General features: G+C 73.2%; 19 protein-coding genes and 1 pseudogene. 9 read left to right on the top strand and 11 right to left on the bottom strand.

Annotation, left to right across the window (positions count from 1 at the left end):
- Positions 1–66 precede the first annotated feature (66 nt).
- A complete protein-coding gene (locus ACFVZH_RS12750) occupies positions 67–1,272 on the top strand; it encodes a sensor histidine kinase (protein WP_384896137.1) in 1,206 nt (401 codons plus the stop codon).
- Between the two features lie 185 nt (positions 1,273–1,457).
- The gene (locus ACFVZH_RS12745; RefSeq protein ID WP_384896396.1) at positions 1,458–2,120 is read left to right on the top strand and encodes a response regulator; all 663 of its coding nucleotides are present in this window, start codon (positions 1,458–1,460) and stop codon (positions 2,118–2,120) included.
- 47 nt (positions 2,121–2,167) lie between these two features.
- Here ACFVZH_RS12745 and ACFVZH_RS12740 read toward each other — a convergent pair whose 3' ends face one another.
- The 3 genes and pseudogenes from ACFVZH_RS12740 to ACFVZH_RS12730 form a co-directional block, all read right to left on the bottom strand.
- Complete coding sequence (locus tag ACFVZH_RS12740; protein ID WP_384896135.1) at positions 2,168–2,923, bottom strand: hypothetical protein; 756 nt, start codon at positions 2,921–2,923, stop codon at positions 2,168–2,170.
- Positions 2,924–3,047: 124 nt separating this feature from the next.
- Positions 3,048–3,935, bottom strand: a complete 888-nt coding sequence (locus tag ACFVZH_RS12735; RefSeq protein WP_384896394.1) for a maleylpyruvate isomerase family mycothiol-dependent enzyme — start codon at positions 3,933–3,935, stop codon at positions 3,048–3,050.
- Between the two features lie 97 nt (positions 3,936–4,032).
- Positions 4,033–5,264 (bottom strand): annotated as a pseudogene (locus ACFVZH_RS12730) (MFS transporter).
- A gap of 113 nt (positions 5,265–5,377) precedes the next feature.
- Here ACFVZH_RS12730 and ACFVZH_RS12725 point away from each other — a divergent pair.
- Positions 5,378–6,604: an ROK family protein gene (locus ACFVZH_RS12725; RefSeq protein WP_384896133.1), complete on the top strand. Its 1,227-nt coding sequence runs from the start codon at positions 5,378–5,380 to the stop codon at positions 6,602–6,604.
- Positions 6,605–6,661: 57 nt separating this feature from the next.
- On the opposite strand, the gene ACFVZH_RS12720 is transcribed toward ACFVZH_RS12725, so the two are convergent.
- Positions 6,662–7,135 (bottom strand): SRPBCC domain-containing protein, encoded by a 474-nt coding sequence (locus ACFVZH_RS12720; RefSeq protein ID WP_384896131.1) that lies wholly within the window; start codon positions 7,133–7,135, stop codon positions 6,662–6,664.
- 339 nt (positions 7,136–7,474) lie between these two features.
- On the opposite strand from ACFVZH_RS12720, the gene ACFVZH_RS12715 reads away from it, so the two are divergent.
- On the top strand, positions 7,475–8,245 hold the full coding sequence (locus tag ACFVZH_RS12715) for an SAM-dependent methyltransferase (protein WP_384896129.1): 771 nt from the start codon (positions 7,475–7,477) through the stop codon (positions 8,243–8,245).
- A 181-nt stretch (positions 8,246–8,426) separates the two neighbouring features.
- Here the strand turns inward: ACFVZH_RS12715 and ACFVZH_RS12710 are convergent, their stop codons facing one another.
- Positions 8,427–9,038, bottom strand: coding sequence for a DUF4865 family protein (locus ACFVZH_RS12710; RefSeq protein ID WP_384896127.1), 612 nt, complete (start codon positions 9,036–9,038; stop codon positions 8,427–8,429).
- A gap of 431 nt (positions 9,039–9,469) precedes the next feature.
- On the opposite strand from ACFVZH_RS12710, the gene ACFVZH_RS12705 reads away from it, so the two are divergent.
- Positions 9,470–10,222: a hypothetical protein gene (locus ACFVZH_RS12705; protein ID WP_384896126.1), complete on the top strand. Its 753-nt coding sequence runs from the start codon at positions 9,470–9,472 to the stop codon at positions 10,220–10,222.
- 17 nt (positions 10,223–10,239) lie between these two features.
- A complete protein-coding gene (locus ACFVZH_RS12700) occupies positions 10,240–10,614 on the top strand; it encodes a hypothetical protein (RefSeq protein WP_384896124.1) in 375 nt (124 codons plus the stop codon).
- A 54-nt stretch (positions 10,615–10,668) separates the two neighbouring features.
- Here ACFVZH_RS12700 and ACFVZH_RS12695 read toward each other — a convergent pair whose 3' ends face one another.
- A complete protein-coding gene (locus ACFVZH_RS12695; protein WP_384896122.1) occupies positions 10,669–10,881 on the bottom strand; it encodes a hypothetical protein in 213 nt (70 codons plus the stop codon).
- Positions 10,882–11,365: 484 nt separating this feature from the next.
- Here ACFVZH_RS12695 and ACFVZH_RS12690 point away from each other — a divergent pair, with 484 nt between their 5' ends.
- Together ACFVZH_RS12690 and ACFVZH_RS12685 are read left to right on the top strand one after the other, a co-directional pair.
- Positions 11,366–11,971 carry a bifunctional DNA primase/polymerase gene (locus ACFVZH_RS12690; protein WP_384896120.1) on the top strand — a complete coding sequence of 202 codons (606 nt, stop codon included), beginning with the start codon at positions 11,366–11,368 and terminating at the stop codon, positions 11,969–11,971.
- Between the two features lie 271 nt (positions 11,972–12,242).
- On the top strand, positions 12,243–12,530 hold the full coding sequence (locus ACFVZH_RS12685) for an SHOCT domain-containing protein (RefSeq protein ID WP_384896118.1): 288 nt from the start codon (positions 12,243–12,245) through the stop codon (positions 12,528–12,530).
- Between the two features lie 66 nt (positions 12,531–12,596).
- Here the strand turns inward: ACFVZH_RS12685 and ACFVZH_RS12680 are convergent, their stop codons facing one another.
- Positions 12,597–13,205: an ATP-binding protein gene (locus ACFVZH_RS12680; protein WP_384896117.1), complete on the bottom strand. Its 609-nt coding sequence runs from the start codon at positions 13,203–13,205 to the stop codon at positions 12,597–12,599.
- 186 nt (positions 13,206–13,391) lie between these two features.
- Positions 13,392–13,706: a hypothetical protein gene (locus ACFVZH_RS12675; RefSeq protein ID WP_384896115.1), complete on the bottom strand. Its 315-nt coding sequence runs from the start codon at positions 13,704–13,706 to the stop codon at positions 13,392–13,394.
- 217 nt (positions 13,707–13,923) lie between these two features.
- Between ACFVZH_RS12675 and ACFVZH_RS12670 the strand changes: the two genes are divergently transcribed.
- Positions 13,924–15,060 (top strand): PLP-dependent cysteine synthase family protein, encoded by a 1,137-nt coding sequence (locus ACFVZH_RS12670; protein ID WP_384896392.1) that lies wholly within the window; start codon positions 13,924–13,926, stop codon positions 15,058–15,060.
- Here the strand turns inward: ACFVZH_RS12670 and ACFVZH_RS12665 are convergent.
- The 3 genes from ACFVZH_RS12665 to ACFVZH_RS12655 all read right to left on the bottom strand — a co-directional run bounded on the left by ACFVZH_RS12665 (position 15,020) and on the right by ACFVZH_RS12655 (position 16,869).
- Positions 15,020–15,520 (bottom strand): SRPBCC family protein, encoded by a 501-nt coding sequence (locus ACFVZH_RS12665; protein WP_384896113.1) that lies wholly within the window; start codon positions 15,518–15,520, stop codon positions 15,020–15,022. The two genes, ACFVZH_RS12670 and ACFVZH_RS12665, sit on opposite strands and share 41 nt — an antisense overlap.
- Positions 15,521–15,607: 87 nt before the next feature.
- The gene (locus ACFVZH_RS12660) at positions 15,608–16,045 is read right to left on the bottom strand and encodes an SRPBCC family protein (RefSeq protein WP_384896111.1); all 438 of its coding nucleotides are present in this window, start codon (positions 16,043–16,045) and stop codon (positions 15,608–15,610) included.
- The gene (locus ACFVZH_RS12655; RefSeq protein WP_384896109.1) at positions 16,042–16,869 is read right to left on the bottom strand and encodes a DeoR/GlpR family DNA-binding transcription regulator; all 828 of its coding nucleotides are present in this window, start codon (positions 16,867–16,869) and stop codon (positions 16,042–16,044) included. The genes ACFVZH_RS12660 and ACFVZH_RS12655 overlap by 4 nt, the downstream gene beginning before the upstream one ends.
- Between the last annotated feature and the right edge of the window lie 27 nt (positions 16,870–16,896).

Below are 16,896 nucleotides of genomic sequence, written 5' to 3'. Positions count from 1 at the left end.
GGAGTACGTGCGACCACCCCGCCGGGGTGACGTCCTCGCGCGCGGCGCGCGGTTAGCGTGGCCGGTATGGACGAGGCGTGGACGGGTGGCAGCGGCGGCGGGCCGTTCGGGCGGTGGGAGCGGGCGGGCGGCGGCCGGGGGCTGCCCTGGCGGTCCACGGTGCTGATCGCCGTCCTGGTCATGGCGGGTTCCGGGTTCGCGGCGCGGAACCAGGCAGGGCGGGAGGAACTCGACGCGTGGGGGAGGGTCCTCCTGCTGCTCGCGGCGGCGCCGCTGGTGCTGCGTCACCGCAGGCCCGTCCCGGTGGTGTTCGCCGTCGCGGCCGTCACCCTCGGCTATCTCGCGGCCGGTTACCCGTACGGTCCGGTCTTCGTCCTGATCGCCGTCGCCTGTTTCGCCGCCGTCGTCCAGGGACACCGCACCGCCGCCTGGTGGGCCCTCGGCCTGCTCTGGGCCGGGCATCTGCTGCTCGCGCACTGGCTCTACAGCCGGCTCCCGCCCCCGGGTGACGGCCCCGCCCCCTGGGGGCAGGAACTTCCGGCGGCGGCCTTCGCCGTCGCCGTACTCGCCGCGTCCGAGCTGGTACGGGTCCGCCGCCAGCAGTGGGCGCAGCACCGGGCCGACCGGGCCGCGGCCGAGCGACGCCGCGCCGACCAGGAGCGGCTGCGGATCGCCCGGGAACTGCACGACGTGCTGGCCCACTCGATCTCCGTGATCAACGTCCAGGCGGGGGTCGGCCTCGCCCTCCTGGACTCCGACCCCGAGCAGGCCCGCACGGCCCTGACCACGATCAAGGCGGCCAGCAAGGAAGCGCTCGGCGAGGTGCGGCAGGTCCTCGACACCCTTCGCGCCCCCGGCGAAGCACCCCGTACGCCCGCCCCGGGACTCGGCCGGCTCCCCGAACTCGTCGACCAGGCCGCCGCCGCGGGCCTGACCGTCGCCGTGACGAGGAGCGGCCCGCGGACGGACCTGCCGCCCGGCGCCGACCTCGCCGCCTTCCGGATCGTGCAGGAGGCGCTCACCAACGTGGTGCGCCATTCCGGCTCCCGCACCGCCCGGGTCGAGATCGCGCACGGCCCCGGACGCCTCGACCTCCGCGTCGACGACGACGGCCCCGCCACCGGCACCGAGGCGGGCGGCAGCGGCAACGGCCTCGCCGGCATGCGGGAGCGCGCCGCCGCCCTCGGTGGCACCATCGAGGCGGGCGTCCGGCCGGACGGCGGCTTCCGCGTCCACGCCGTACTCCCACTGCCCCCGGAGGAGACCTCGTGACCGGCGACCCCGTGACCGGTGACCCGGTGAACGACGGCTCCAGGGCCGGTGACCCCGGAGCCGGTGACCCCAGGGCCGGCGACTCCACGGCCGCCGGCCCCACGACCGACGGCTCCACGGCCGCCGCCGACCGCTCGACGGCCGGCGACCCCTCCAACGGCGGCTCCCCTGGCGACGCCCCCGCGATCCGGGTGCTGCTCGCCGACGACCAGTCGCTGGTCAGGGCGGGGTTCCGCGCCCTGCTCGACGCCCAGCCGGACATCACCGTGGCGGGGGAGGCGGCGGACGGCGACGAGGCCGTGGAGGGGGTCAGGGCGCTGAGACCGGACGTCGTGCTCATGGACATCCGGATGCCGCGGCTCGACGGCCTGGAGGCCACTCGGCGGATCACGGACGACCCCGACCTCGACGGCGTCCGGGTCGTCATCCTGACGACCTTCGAGCTCGACGAGTACGTCTTCGAGGCGATCCGCGCGGGCGCCTCCGGCTTCCTCGTCAAGGACACCGAGCCGGAGGAACTGCTGCGGGCCGTGCGCGCCGTCGTCCACGGGGACGCGCTGCTCTCCCCGGGCGTGACGCGCCGGCTGATCGAGGAGTTCGCGGCCCGTTCCAAGGCCCCGGCCGCCACGTCGGCCCTCGGCGCGCTGACCGAGCGCGAGCGGGAGGTGATGGCGCTGGTGGGGATCGGCCTGTCGAACGAGGAGATCGCCCGCCGGCTCGTCGTCAGTCCCCTCACCGCCAAGACCCACGTCAGCCGCGCCATGGTCAAGCTGGGCGCCCGGGACCGCGCCCAACTCGTCGTTCTGGCTTACGAGTCGGGCCTGGTGCGGCCCGGCTGGCTCGGCTGACCGCAGCCGGAGCGCGTCGTACGCAGGGCCCGAGGCTCTTGGTCGGGTCAGCGGCTCCACACCACGACGTCGAAGACCCCGCGGGTGTCGGAGGACTGTCCCGCCAGTTCCTTGACGGTCAGCCGGGCGACCCGGCCGTCGTTCGTCAGGGCGCAGACGACCAGGCCGGTCTTGAGCTTCATGTCGTTCGTGGTCGCCAGGGTCTCGACGACGCCGGCGCAGTCCTTGTACGAGGGCACCGTCCCGGACTCCTCCCAGACCAGCGCCTTGGCGCCGCGCTCGGGGCGGAGCATGTGGCTGCCGAACGGGTAGACGGAGAAGTCGTTGTCGGAGTTGATCTCGGACTCTGTCGGGGGCGTGGAGTCGAGGTCCTTGGACTCCGTGTAGGTGATGGCCAGCGCGCCCTGCCACCGGACCGCGCCCCCCGGCGTGGGAGCCGCCGTCGGGGACGGCGAAGTGGGGGAGTCCGCGGGCGCGGAGGTCCCCGGGGACCCCGGGGAATCCGACGACGCGCCGTCGCCGCCGGGGGTCTCCTCGCCGGTCGCGGGGGCCGTGGTCGTCGGTGTCCGCGCGGGAGGCGGCGCCGCCTGGTTGCTGTTGCCGGCTCCCACCATGTACGTACCGACGACGCCGATCACGGCTGCCACCAGGGTGGCGCCCGCGCCGATCCACGCGCCCCGGTGCGAGGTGGTCTGCGGCGGTGCTCCCGGAGGCGGCCCTCCGGGAGCACCGTTCGCCGGGCCGGCCGGCGGGTACGCCGGGGCCGTCGGCCAGTGCCCCCGGGGCTCTTCTCTGCTGCTCATCCTGTCTGTCCCCCCGCTGAGTTGATCTTCAGAGGGGCAGATTACTGTCCGCTCCTGAGGGTGGGTCAGGCGGGGTTCGCCGACGCCGTCGGGGCGCGGTGGCCCCGGGGCGCGGAGGTCGGGATCAGATGATCGCCGAGGTCTCGCGCCACAGCCGGGCGAGAGCGGTGTCGCCCGTCACGGTCACGGCGTCGGCCGGCAGGCGGTTCCACAGCGCCAGGTACAAACGGTCGGCGGAGCCGCTGAGTTCGGCGTCCACGGCGAGTACTCCGTCCACACCGGGCCCTCCGTCCACACCGGGCCCTCCGTCCACACCGGGCCCTCCGTCCGCACGGGGCCCTTCGTCCACGCCGAGCCCTTCGTCCACCGTGCTCGTGCCTGCGGCCTCCGTCTCGGAGGACGCCGTCGGTGCGAGGAACCCCCGCTCCGTCCGGGGCGGTTCCGTGGCCGACAGGTGCACGGTCCAGGTGTCACCGGTGTCGGTGGCATGGACGCGCAGGGTGCGGGGTTCGGGGGTGTGGACCCGGCTGCGGTCGCGAGCGTGGAAGCCGCGGAGGAGCTCGTCGATGCCGTCGGCGGCGACGGCGGCGTCGACCGGTCCGGGGCCGGCCGGGAGGGCGGACTCGGCGTCCGCGCGGTGGACGGTCGTCTCGTGGGCCTGGCGCCGCGCCCAGAAGGCGAGCGGGGAGGGCGCGGGGAGGAAGGTCCAGCACTCCAGGGTGTCGGGCGCCGCGCGGAGGGCGGCGACCAGGAGGGCGTGGCCCTCGCGGTAGTGGGTGATCAACTCGTCGCCGTCGAGGTCCGGTTCGCCGCCGTCGGGGTGGTACGAGGTGTGTCCTTCGACGACGAAGGCGGTGGCCCAGCGGTGCACCATGGTCGTGTGGCGGAGGAGGTCCCGGATCCGCCATCCGGGGCAGGTCGGCACGTCGGCGTCGGGTCCGGCCTCGGCGGCCGCGTCGGCGAGGGCATGGCCCGCCGCTTCCAGCGCGTCGATGTGCTCCGTGATCTTCAGGGTGTGCTCGGGGCTCGCGTCCATGAGGGGATTCTGGCAGGTCCGGCCCCCCGTCGGCGCGCCGGCGCCGACGGGGGGCGGGTGCCGCCCTGGTGCTTCAACTCGCGTGGTGCGTTCCGGCGTTGCGTGCCCAGTAGCCCATCGCCGCGGCGCCGGCGGCGAGCAGGGCGACGGTGGTGAGCGCCACCGGCAGGGAGAACCAGTCGGCGAGGAAGCCGATGGAGGGCGGGCCGAGGAGCATGCCGCCGTAGCCGAGGGTGGAGGCCGTCGCCACGCCGCCGGGGCCGGCGAGCGCGCCCGCGCGGGCCACGGCGACGGGGAAGATGTTGGCGAGGCCGAGGCCGGTGATCGCGAAGCCGAGGAGCGTGGCCCAGACGGTCGGCGCGAGCGCGCCGAGGAGCATCCCGGCGGCGGCGGTCGCACCGCCCGCGACGAGGGTGCGGGTCTGGCCGAGGCGTTCGAGCAGCGCGGTGCCGGAGAGTCGGCCGGCGGTCATGGTGAGCGCGAAGACGGAGTACCCGGCGGCCGCCATGCCGGGGTGCGCGTGGAGGTCCTGTTCGAGGTGGAGGGCTCCCCAGTCGGCGAGCGCGCCCTCGCCGTACGCCGTGCAGAGGGCGATCACTCCGAAGACGACGACCGCGCGGCGGGACGCACGCGTGCGCGTGCCGGCCGTCCGGGAGCCGGACGGCGCCGTGAGGGTCTCCGGCAGGGTGGGCGCGGGATGGCGCAGGAGTACGGGCCCGGCGGCGGCCGTCAGGGCCAGGCCGACGACCGTGAGGCCGAGGAGGTGGGTGGTGGGGGAGAGGCTGCCGGCGAGGAGGCCGCCGATGCCGGCGCGAGCATGCCGCCGAGGCTGAAGGCGGCGTGGAAGCTCGGCATGACCGGGCGGCGCAGTGCGGTCACCAGGTCCACGGCCGCGCTGTTCATGGCGACGTTGATGCCGCCGTACGCGGTGCCGAAGACCAGCAGGACGAGGCCGAGGGCGAGCGGCGACCCGGTCAGCGCCGGCAGGGCGACCGAGAGGGAGAGCAGGACGGCGGTGGCGACGGTGACGGGGTGGGACCCGTAGCGGCGGCAGAGCCGGCCGGTCAGGGTCATGGTGATCACGGCGCCCGCCGACACGCCGAGCAGGGCGAGGCCGAGGTCGCCGGCCGAGGCGCCGGTCTGCTGCTTGACGGCGGGTATGCGGACCACCCAGCCGGCGAACAGGAAGCCGTCGAGGGCGAAGAAGAGGGTCAGGGCGGAGCGGAGGCGGGTCAGGGAGTGGGTGGCGGTGTCTCCGCCGGGGCCCCCCGATACGGCCGTCCGTACTTTGTTTAGTAGCGGCACAAACTCAGGATAGGGGGCGCCCGCCCGTGGAATCAACCGCGCCGGCGGCTTCGGAGCACAGGTCCTGTGGGCTACGGGCCGCACGACCGCCCGATCATGGGAGACTCGCCCCCATGAACGGCAAGGCGACGACGACCCGGACACGGCTGGACAGGGGGCGCAACGCGCTCGGCCCCGCACTGGAGCTGGTGCACACCGGCAGGGCTCCGACCAGGGCCGTCCTCACCGCCGAGCTCGGGGTCACCCGGGCCACCGCGGGCGCCGTCGCCGCCGAGCTGGAGGCCCTCGGCCTCATCCGCGTCGACTCCAACCCGGGCGCCGCCGCCGGCTCCCAGGGGCGGCCCTCGCACCGGCTCGCCGTCGACGAGAAGGGCCCCGTCGCCCTCGCCGCCCAGGTGCACGCGGACGGCTTCCGGGCCGCCCTCGTCGGCCTCGGCGGCACCATCGTCGCCACCGCCCCCGGCTGCGTCACCGTCTCCGCCGACCCCGCCCAGGTCCTCGGCGCCGTCGTCGAGGCCGGAGCCGCCCTGCTCCGCGAGAGCGGTCGCCGGTGCGTCGGCGCCGGACTCGCCGCCCCCTCCGCGGTGGCCGAACCCGAGGGCACCGCACTCAACCCGCTCCACCTGGCCTGGCCCGCCGGCGCGCCGGTGCGCGAGATCTTCGCCGAGCGGGTACGGGCCGCCGGTATCGAGGGCCCCGCCTTCACCGGCAACGACGTGAACCTCGCCGCCCTCGCCGAGCACCGCCACGGCGCGGGGCGCGGCGCCCGCGACCTGCTCTGCGTGGCCACCGGCCACCGGGGCGTCGGCGGCGCGCTCGTCCTCGACGGGCGCCTGCACACGGGCAGCGCCGGCCTCGCCCTGGAGGTCGGCCATGTGACGGTCAACCCGGAGGGGCGGCCCTGTCACTGCGGCAGCCGGGGCTGCCTCGACGTCGAGACCGACCCGCTCGCCTTCCTCACGGTCGCCGGGCGCGCCCCGGGGCCCGAGGTCTCACTGCTCCAGCAGGCCCGCGACCTGCTGCGGACGAGCCGCGACGACCCGGGCGTCCGGGTCGCCGTCGGGGAGCTGATCGACCGCCTGGGCCTGGGGCTGGCCGGTCTGGTGAACATCCTCAACCCGGACCGGATCATCCTCGGCGGCCTCCACCGCGAGCTCCTCGACGCCGACCCCGAGCGCCTGCGCGCGGTCGTCGCCGACCGCAGCCTCTGGGGCCGCAGCGGTGGTGTGCCGATCCTGCCCTGCACCCTCGACCACAACAGCCTCGTCGGAGCCGCCGAACTCGCCTGGCAGCCGGTGCTCGACGACCCGCTGGCCGCACTGGGGCGCGAGACGGTCTGAGAGCCGAGCGCGGCCCCCTCGGCGCAGGGCATCACCCCCGGGGGTCAGGGCCGGGTGTCACCCCCGCGGGTCCGGGCGGCCCTCGGCCAGCGCGGCGAGACGGTCCAGGGCCATGCGGGTTCCGGTCTCGTTGTCGGTCGCGGGGACCGCGTCGGGAATCCCCTCGTGGACGAGCCTGACCTCGGTGGCGCCCCCGACGGGGATCAATGTCGTCGTGAGGGTCATCGCACCGTGCAGGCGGGGGTCCGCGGACTCGAACTCGATGATCTCGACGACCCGTTCGTCGGGCACCAGCTCCACGAAGCGGCCGTGGTACGTGTCCGTGCGCGCCCCCGACTTCCCCGTGCCGCCCTCCCCGCCGTAGTGCAGCGAGATGCGGAAGGTGCCCCCTTCGCGCACGTCGAAGGAGTGCACCTCGCAAGTCATCCCGTAGGGGACCCGCCACCGTGCGACGGAGTCACGGTCGAGCAGCGACCGGTAGACGGCCGCGGGCGGGGCGTCGATGTGGCGGGACGCGCGCATGGTGTACACGCCTTCCAGGCTAGGGCCTGTCGTCACCTTCCCGCCTGCCCCACGACGCCTGGCACGCACTCTCGCCGCACCGGGCGAAAGCCCGAGTACGTCCAGTACGCGGACTTCCACCCGGCACGCCGAGAGCACGCACCAGACGCCGCGGGGCCGCCCTGCGGGCGACGACGGGAAGGTGACGACAGGCCCTAGTTGCGCGACGGGCGGGCGCGGGGGCGGGCACGCGGACGGCCCTGCGGGCGGGCCCGGGATGCGACAGGCGGGCCCCGGCGGGCGGCGGGTGCACCGGCGTGACCGGAAAGCGGTGGCCGAGGACGGCCGTACGACGTACCGTTCCGCTTCATGATCACTTCCGAATCCGACCTTCCTCCGCGCCTCGGCAGCCTCACCTTCCACGGGCCGCTCTCCGAGGCACGCGCCACCCGCATGATCGAACGGCTCGCCGCCGCCGCCCCCGCCGACGTGCTCGACATCGGCTGCGGCTGGGGCGAGTTGCTGCTGCGCGTCCTGGAAGCCGCCCCGGCGGCCAAGGGTGCCGGACTCGACATCAACGCCGAGGACCTGGCGCGCGGCCGTGTGCTGGCCGAGGAGCGCGGTCTCGCCGACCGCGTGGCCTTCGTCGAGGAGTCGGCGCTCGGCACCGACCGCGGCCCGGTCGACGCGATCCTGTGTCTCGGGTCGAGTCAGGCGCTGTGCGACCCCGACCAGCCGCACGACCCCGCCGTCGCCCTCCGCGAACTGCGCCGGCTCGTGCGGCCGGGCGGTCGTGTGGTGCTCGGCGAGGGCTTCTGGGAGCGCACCCCCACCGAGGCGGAGCTCGCCGGGATGTGGCCCGGCGCCCGGACCGACGACCACTTCAGCCTCGGCGCGCTCGTCGACCTCGCGATCGAGGCGGGCTTCCGGCCCGCGTGGATCGAGACGGCGAGCGCCGGGGAGTGGGAGGAGTTCGAGTCGGGCTACCGGCACGAAACCGAGGTCTGGCTCGCCGCCCACCCCGACCACCCGCTCGCCGACGAGACCCGCGAGCGCGTGGACCGCCAGCGGTCGAGCTGGCTGAACGGGTACCGGGGTGTCCTCGGCATCGCCTACCTCACCCTCGTCGCCGTGGCCTGAGCGGACGCCTGACCGCCGTCCGGCGCCTGACGCCTGACCGACGTCCGGCGCTAGGCGGCTGATGCTCCCGGCGCCCGACGCCCAGTGCCTGATGCTCCCGGCGTCTGACGCCAGGCGCCCGGCGTCTGAACACGCGGTGGCGCCGAGTCCGTACCCCGGCCGCCGCCCGCCCGGGCCCGCCTCACCACTGCCGCCCGGCCCCCAGCGCTGTGCGCTCCGGGGCCGAGAGGTGCAGGACCCGGAAGCGCTCGCCCTCGTCGGCGGGCGCTTCCGGGTCCGCCCACAGGGTGAAGGAGAGCAGTTCCCAGTGGCGCGGATCGACCGCGAGGGCGGAGGCCACGACCCCGTCCCGCCGCGCTTCCCGTGCGTGCCGGGCCACCGCGTCCGCGACCGCCTCGCCCGGTGGGACGGCATCCCCGAGCGGGGTCCTGCGGCGCGTGGCGGCCCGGGGCGCCGATGCGGCGGCCGGCCCCTCCTCGTACGACAGCCCGGCCCAGTGCTGCACGACGGGCCGGCCGAAGTCGTTCACGATGCCCTGGAAACCCGGGCCCCAGAGGAAGGAGTTCATGCCCTTGGGGGTGGTCCACAGGTAGGACGGCGCGTACTGGTCGACGGGTGAGCCGGCCTCCCGCTCCCGGACCAGATATGCCTTCAGGCCGAGTCCGGGGAAGGCGTCGAGGAGATGTCCCTTCGTCGCGACCCGCTTGCAGATGATCTCCATGTCGTAGTCGGCAGGCAGGGCTGTTTGGACACCCTTGTATGTAGCCTCCTCGTCACGGCCGACAACTTCCACAGGGACAGCCTCCGCGCCGACGGGTACACCCGACGCTGTGCCGACTGCCGAAACACAGCGGCCCGAAGCGCTTATGCGCAGGACCCCGAGAAGTTCGCTCAGCGCGTGCGTGAGCGCCGACGGGAACGCACGGCGTTCGAGTCGATCGGCCGCTACGAGGCCGCCTAGACCCCCTTCCATCCGCTTACCGACCGGTGAGCGGCTTTGTCATGCCTGAGAGGTAGAAGAAGTGACTGCAAGCAAGCCGGAGTTGGCGGCAGCCCTCGCCACTGTCCCGGAGATCGCGCGTGCGGAGAAGACGGCCGGCGAGGCGAGGAAGCGGCGCACGGAGCACCTCGCGGGGGGACGAGCCCCTCGCAGCGCGAGACCGTGTCATCAACGACGCTGTCCACACGCTGACGCCAACGGGCAAGTGGACCAGCGACGTCGGCGTGAAGGCGGCTGCCGCCTACCGTGACGCCCTGGAATGGGAGAGCGAACGCATCGCGCTCCGTCTCGCGGAAGAGGCCGCTAAGGACTACGCGATCGGTGTTCGCGAGGCTCTGGCCGGCGACGCGCTCACGTACCTGGCGGGGCGCCTGGGCGAGACGCTCAGCGCCGCCAGGGAGGCCGGTGACGTTCTCGGCGACGTGCGCGCGGCGGACGAGGCCATTCGGGCCGGAGGCGCCGATGTGGAGGCGTGGAGCCACCTTCAGGGGCTCGTCGTCGACCTGGCGAACATCCGGGAAGCCCAGTGGGATCTACTCTCCCCTCCCCTGCGTACAGGCCAGTTGTCGAGCCTCACCAACCGGCCCACCATGCTCGCCTGGAGGAACGCCGGACACGGTGAGACCCGCGGCTTCCGCGTCGACGACGCTCCGGAGATCCTCCTCGACGCCGCACGGTCCCGCCGCTACAGCGTGGACTACATCCTCTGGCTGTCCCGAAGCGGCGCGGCCTACGTGCCCGGGAGCGTCGAAGAGCTCACCGACGAGGTGGAGGCCGCGCAGCCGGCGCCGATCGTCTACGACGACCACGGCCCCGTGACTCTCCGGGTGATCGAGACGCCCATCCCCGCGCCGAAGGCGCCCGACGTCTACGCGCACTCCCGGACGCCGCAGCTCGACTACAGCGGCCCCACCCCCAAGAACCCCGAACTGACAGCGACCCCGGGTGACCCCGTGCCGCCTGTCTGGCGCTACTGACCAAGAGAGGTACCGAGATGGAACCTGAAGAGAACCCGCAGCCGCCGCATCCCGCAGAGCTGGAGCTCATGAAGGTGCGTGCCGGCATGGCGGCCGGCCTGACCTTCGAGCAGAGCGCACGACTCCAGGGCTCCACCGTGGAGGAGCTGACGGCAGACGCTCAGACGCTTGCCGCGGAACTGAGCGCCGCCAACCAGGCTCAGCCCGCGCCGCGCTCCGGCGGTAACCGCGGACCTGACGTCGGAAGCGGCGGACGAGGCGTCAGCGATGGTGCCGCGCTGTATCGCGAGCGCAATGGCCTCGACGAGGACGGCCGACGTCCCGAGAAGAAGTCGGTGCCGGCCGGCAGCCGCAACCCGTTCGTAGAGAACGGCTACACCCTGGAGCACTGAGCGGTCAGATCCGTCGGAGGGGCAGCCCCTGCCGGGCTGCCCCATCCCGAGGCATTAGCCGCGCTTGAGGTACTGGAGCACGATAAGGCCCGCCCCAGCGACGGCGATGGATGCGGTTCCAGCCTTGGTGACACCGTCAAGGATGGCGTCCCCAAGTTGAGTGACGACAATAAAAGAGAGAAGGCCGACCACAGCGCTAACGAGGGCCACGATGATGAGATCGCGAACCGGGTGTGCGCAGGTAGTGGTGGTGCCGCTGGACGTCACGCTGTTTCCTCCCGAGTATCACTGACGCGTATTGCATGGAGACACACCTGACCTATGGGTGAGGTCTCCAGCTAGGAGCTGACGTGACAGCTCCTGGGCCTGCGCTATTGCGGCGAGGCCAAATACAGTCAGTTCGTCCTTTCGGGAAGGGTTGCGCGCGTGAAGGTTTCCAGCCGATACACGCGCCGTTCAATATACAGGAGGAGTAACGGCGCTGCAAGGGCGGCTAGTTCAGCCGCCCCCACCCGGTAACCCCCTTCGAGGCACCCTTCAGACCGAAGAGGTGGTGGTCCTCTCTGTCTGTACGGGTCTGGGGGATCGGGCTGAGGCGCCCACAGGGGCCCGCTGGAGCGCCGAGCGGGTGCCGGCCGGGCTGATCCGACCCCCGAAACGGGAGGCGGGCGTACAGCGCTCCGGTCAACTCGATGAATGAATCATTGCAGGTCAGCGGATAGAAAGCGTTCGCGGCCGGTAGGATGGACCCATGCCAACGACACCCGCCAGGACGTGTGAGCACTGCGCCTCACCCCTCCCGCTGATGGCCCGTCAGCATGCGCGGTACTGCGACACTCGCTGTCGCTCGAAGGCGTTCCGGGCCAAGAAGCACACGCTCCCCGTTGAGCTGACGACCCGCGACAGGTGGGTCCGACGCGCCGCGGATAAGCGTCCGCTGACGACCGCCGGCATGGCGGCTTCCTCGACGGACCCCGCGACGTGGAGCACGCACAAGAGCGCTGCCGCTTCGACGGTCGGCTCCGGTCTGGGCTTCGTCCTCTCTGACGTGGACGACATCGTCTGCATCGACCTGGACCACTGCATCAACACCCTCACGGGCCGTTTGGCGCCGTGGGCCGCAGCCATCGTGCGCGACGCGGGCACCACCTATGCAGAGGTGTCCCCGTCCGGCGACGGGCTGCATATCTGGGGCCGCGCGGACGTCCGACAGGGGCGCCGCATCCGACGCCCCGACGGTACGGCTGTGGAGATCTACGGCACGGGCCGGTACATCGCAATGACGGGACGCCGACATGGCGACGCCCCGTCGAGTCTTGCGAATGTGGCTGGTCTCGTCACTCAGTTGACGTCTTAGTCTCACACGCCCGACATCGCCCCCGTTCGACTTCGGCCCTGAGGTCGTAGTAAGCGCGCACGGTCTTCCGAGCCTCGCGCAGCAGGGATGGCGCCCGCTTGACGATCATGAAGAGCGCCCCAGTAGGTACAGAGAGGGAGGGTGTCGCGGGCGGGGACGTACTCCTCCCGTCGTACGCGGGGAGCAGCCGCCCGTACGACGACCCGGACCCCCTCTGCGCGCGAGTCTCGAAGCACGGACACCACGACAGCGCACCGAGGAGCCGATCGTCATGAACACACTCGCCTACGCGGGCCCCGGCCCGTGGATCCTCTTCGTCCCCCTCGTGTGGGCCGCCGTCATCGCGACGGTCGTCACCCTGGCCCGCCGGGCGGGCCTGCGCCCCGGCCGCCGCGGCCGGCCCGGCCTCGACGGCGGTCCGGACGAGCACTCGCCGATCGCCCTGCTCGGTCACCGGTTCGCCGCCGGAGAGATCGACGAGGACGAGTACTGGCGCCGTCTGACCGTCCTGGAGGAGCAGTTCGGCCGCTCCGCGACCGCCAAGGGGCGCCGGAGCTGACCGGGGGTCCGTGGTGGTGCCCGGCGGTGACCGGGTTCCCGCGGGGCACCCTCCGGGCCCCCGCGGTCAGCCCGCTCGGCCCGCCGGGACCGAGCGGGCCGTGAGCGGGGTCAGGACCGGGTCGATCGGGGTGCTGAGGGGGGCTCCGACGGGGAAGCGGCCGTAGCTCGCGAGGGGCCCGTCGGTCAGGGCGCCGTACACGGCGTGCGCGCACTCGTCGACCGGGACGACCGGCGGGGGCGCCGAAAGGGTGAACCAGACGACCTTCCCGTCGGCGCCGCACGGGCGGACGCCCCAACTCTCGCTGAGCGCCCCGACGATGGCGAGGCCGCGGCCGGAGGTCGCGAGGCGCTCGTAGGCGTCGAGGGCGTCCAGGGCGTCGACGGGGTCGAACGGCTCCGGGGCGGCGGCCCGCGGTATGCGGGGGTCGTGGTCCCGGACGGAGACCGTCAGGCGGTCGAGCAACAGCTCGATCTCGACGGTGCACCGCTTGTCCGGCTGCGCGTGCCGGTGGACGTTGCTGAGGAGCTCGGTGACCCCGAGCACGGCATGGTCGACCAGGGTGTCGAGATGCCAATGGCGCAAATGCGCGGAGACGATCCTGCGGACCTGTCCGATCCGCGACGGCAGGGCCTGGAGCTCCACCGCGTAGTACCTGCTCGGCTCGCTGATCACGGCTGCGACTCCCCGAAGTAGTCCGGAAGAAGACGAAGATTCCGATTTCTCATGCGGTACAGCAGGGCGGCGACCGGAACACAACGTCACCGCCGATGACGCTTGGTGAGATGATTCCAGCGTGAACCAGTCGTGACCGGCCCGCAACTCGCGGCGACTCGGGCCAGGTCAGGGGGTGCGCGGCGATCAGCGCCGGCCGGCCGCCCGCTTCAGCGCCGCCAGGAACCGCCCCGACTCGGCCGACTCCGCGTCCCCGTCACCGTCCCGGTGCAGCGTCAGCCGGTACCGGGTGCCGTTCACGGTCGCCACCGCCTCGTCCGACTTGGCGAACCAGGGCCGGCCCGCCCGGACCGCTCCCACCGGAGCGCTGTCGATCTCGCTGCCGTAACTCGTGAGCAGGGCGAGCCGGCCGTCCTCGATCCGTACCTCGCCCGCGCGGGTCAGCGAGCGGGGCCAGCGAGCGATCCGTACGCCCCGCGCCGTGAACTCCGGTTCCGCCATGTGGATCCGCCCCTTTCACCCGGTTGCCGCTACCAGTGTGCCGGGCACTCGGCGACCGCACCAGTAGCCCTCCCGCAAGGCATCCCTATGGATCCCCAAAGCGAACGTTTGCCCAGGTGGGAGGGGTATCGTCGGCAGTGGGGAAGCCAGTGGAAGCGACCGAGGAGAGGCACGGATGAGCACCACGGAGAACGGCGCGGCGACGGCGACGCCAGCGATGACGGAGACGCCGGGGGCGACCGGGACGCGGGCCGCGATGGCGACCCGCGACGTCGACCACAGCGACCCGGCGTACCGGGCCTGGCTCAAGGAGGCCGTCCGCAAGGTCCAGGCCGACGCCAACCGCTCCGCCGACACGCACCTGCTGCGCTTCCCGCTTCCCGAGAAGTGGGGCATCGACCTGTACCTGAAGGACGAGTCCACGCACCCCACCGGCAGCCTCAAGCACCGGCTCGCGCGCTCCCTCTTCCTCTACGGCCTCTGCAACGGCTGGATCCGGCCGGGCAAGCCGGTCATCGAGGCGTCCAGCGGCTCGACCGCCGTCTCCGAGGCGTACTTCGCGAAGCTGATCGGCGTCCCCTTCGTCGCCGTCATGCCGCGCACGACCAGCCCCGAGAAGTGCCGGCTCATCGAGTTCCACGGCGGCCAGTGCCACTTCGTCGACGACTCGCGCACGATGTACGAGGAGTCCGCCGCGCTCGCCGAGCGCACCGGTGGCCACTACATGGACCAGTTCACCTACGCGGAGCGGGCCACCGACTGGCGCGGCAACAACAACATCGCCGAGTCGATGTACCAGCAGCTCAGGCTGGAACGCTACCCGGAGCCCACCTGGATCGTGGCCACCGCCGGCACCGGCGGCACGTCGGCGACCATCGCCCGCTACGTGCACTACATGCAGCACGACACGCGGATCTGCGTCGCCGACCCCGAGAACTCCTGCTTCTTCGACGGCTGGACGCGCCAGGACCCGCAGGCCACCGCCGACTGCGGCTCCCGCATCGAGGGCATCGGCCGTCCCCGCATGGAGCCGAGCTTCGTGCCCGGCGCCATCGACCGGATGATGAAGGTGCCCGACGCGGCGAGTGTCGCCGCCGTCCGCGCCCTGGAGGCCGCCATCGGCCGCAAGGCGGGCGGCTCCACCGGCACCGGCCTGTGGAGCGCCCTGAAGATCGTGGCCGAGATGGTCGCCGAGGAGCGCACCGGCAGCGTCGTCACCCTGATCTGCGACGGGGGCGAGCGCTACCTCGACAAGTACTACTCCGACGACTGGCTGGCCGCCCAGGGCCTCGACATCGCCCCCTACACCGGCGCTATCGAACGCTTCCTGGCGACGGGGGCCTGGCCGGAGTGAGCCGCCGGTCGAGCCGGCGCGCCGCGTCCCGGAAGGACAGGGCCACGCCCGGCGCGGCGACGCGCAGCGCGAGGCGCAGCGGGGCCGGGCCGTCGACGGCCATGATCCACCGCAGCCGGGTGCCCTTCCCGGTGGGGGAGAGGAACCACTCCTCCGCCATGGCCGTCACGCCGGGGGCGTTCGTCTCGTCCACCCGGTAGGCGTAGCGGACGTCCGGCTCGGCGGCCAGGATCGTCTCCTCGAAGGCGATACCGCCCCGCAGGCGGACCGTCCGGCCCGCGCCGTCGCCCGTCGGGACGGCGGAGGTGACGGCGGTGAACCAGGACGGCATGCTCCCCACCTCCAGCGCCAGCGACCGGTAGACGGCCGGGGGCGGTGCGGCCAGGGCCGCGGTGAAGACCAGACGGACGGGCGCGGTCGCGGTGAAGTCGAGCTCCACCGGCCTCAGTCGGCGTGCCATGGACCGGACCTCCCCAGGACGGACAACGGAAGAGCACCCTAGCTGACGAAATGTCAACAGCAAAGGGGGGTGCGGACGGCCGCGACCTCAGGCGGTCCGCAGCAGGGCGTCCAGGGCCCGGCCGAACAGCAGCCGCCCGGCCCGGCCCAGTACCGGATCGAAGAGCCGGGGCAGTCCCCGTACCGCCAGCTCCTCCGTCCAGACCACCCGGCAGCCGGCGGGCGCCTCCACCACCTCGACGAGCGCCCAGCCCAGGACGAGCCGGCCGGACTTCGCCAGTCGGCACGCTCCCGGCGAGCCCGGGGCGGGTGGCTCCCAGCGCACGACCTCCATCGGGTCGTCGAAGGACAGCCGGCCGATCCCCGTCCGCGCGGTGAACCGTGTCCCCGCCCCGTTCGGCCCCGGCGTCAGCACCCTCGTCCGGGTCAGCGGAACCTGGTGCCCGTGCGCCGGCCAGTCCGTCAGCCGCCGCCACGCCTCCTCCGGTCCGAGGGGAACCGTCCGCTCGATCCGGAAGAGGGTCACGCCGGCTCCTCGCCCGCCACCACGACGCCCGGCAGGTGCTCCGCCACCTCGGCCCGGACCTCCTCGGGCAGACCGCGGTCCGTCACCCAGGTGTCCACCTCGCTGAGATCGCCGAACGAACTCAGCCCCACCGTGCCCCACTTGGTGTGGTCGGCGACGACGACCACCCGGCGCGCCGAACGCATCAGGCAGCGGTTCGTCTCCGCCTCCGCCAGGTTCGGCGTCGACAGGCCGGCCTCCACCGACACCCCGTGCACCCCCAGGAACAGCAGGTCGAAGTGGAGCGACCGGACCGCCCGGTCCGCCACCGGTCCCACCAGCGCGTCGGACGGCGTCCGCACCCCGCCGGTCAGGACGACCGTCGCCGCCCCGCGCCGCGACTCGCCACCGCCACCCGCCGCCTGCGCCTCGTGGAACACGTCGGCGACCCGCACCGAGTTCGTCACCACCGTCAGATCCGGCACGTCCAGCAGGTGCCGGGCCAGCGCGAACGTCGTCGTACCCCCGGACAGGGCGATCGCCGTACCCGGGGCGACCAGGGCCGCCGCCGTCCGCGCGATCTCGTCCTTGGCACTCGGTTCGAGGACCGACTTGGCCTCGAAGCCCGGCTCGTGGGTGCTCGCCTCGACCACCGGAACGGCCCCGCCGTGCACCTTCGCCACCATGCCCTGACGCGCCAGCGCGTCCAGGTCCCGACGGATCGTCATGTCCGAGACGTTCAGGCGACGGGTCAGTTCGTTGACACGGACACCGCCGCGCCGCCGGACCTCGTCGAGGATCAGGGCGCGCCGCTGCTCCGCGAGGAGGTTCTGGTTGTCAGTCACCGCCGGGGCCGGTCCTTCCGCAGGAGA

The sequence above is a fragment of the Streptomyces sp. NPDC059534 genome, assembly GCF_042743475.1.
Taxonomy (GTDB): Bacteria; Actinomycetota; Actinomycetes; order Streptomycetales; family Streptomycetaceae; genus Streptomyces.
The sequence above is the reverse complement of the archived record's forward strand: the minus strand, read 5'-3'. Positions and strand labels throughout refer to the sequence as shown.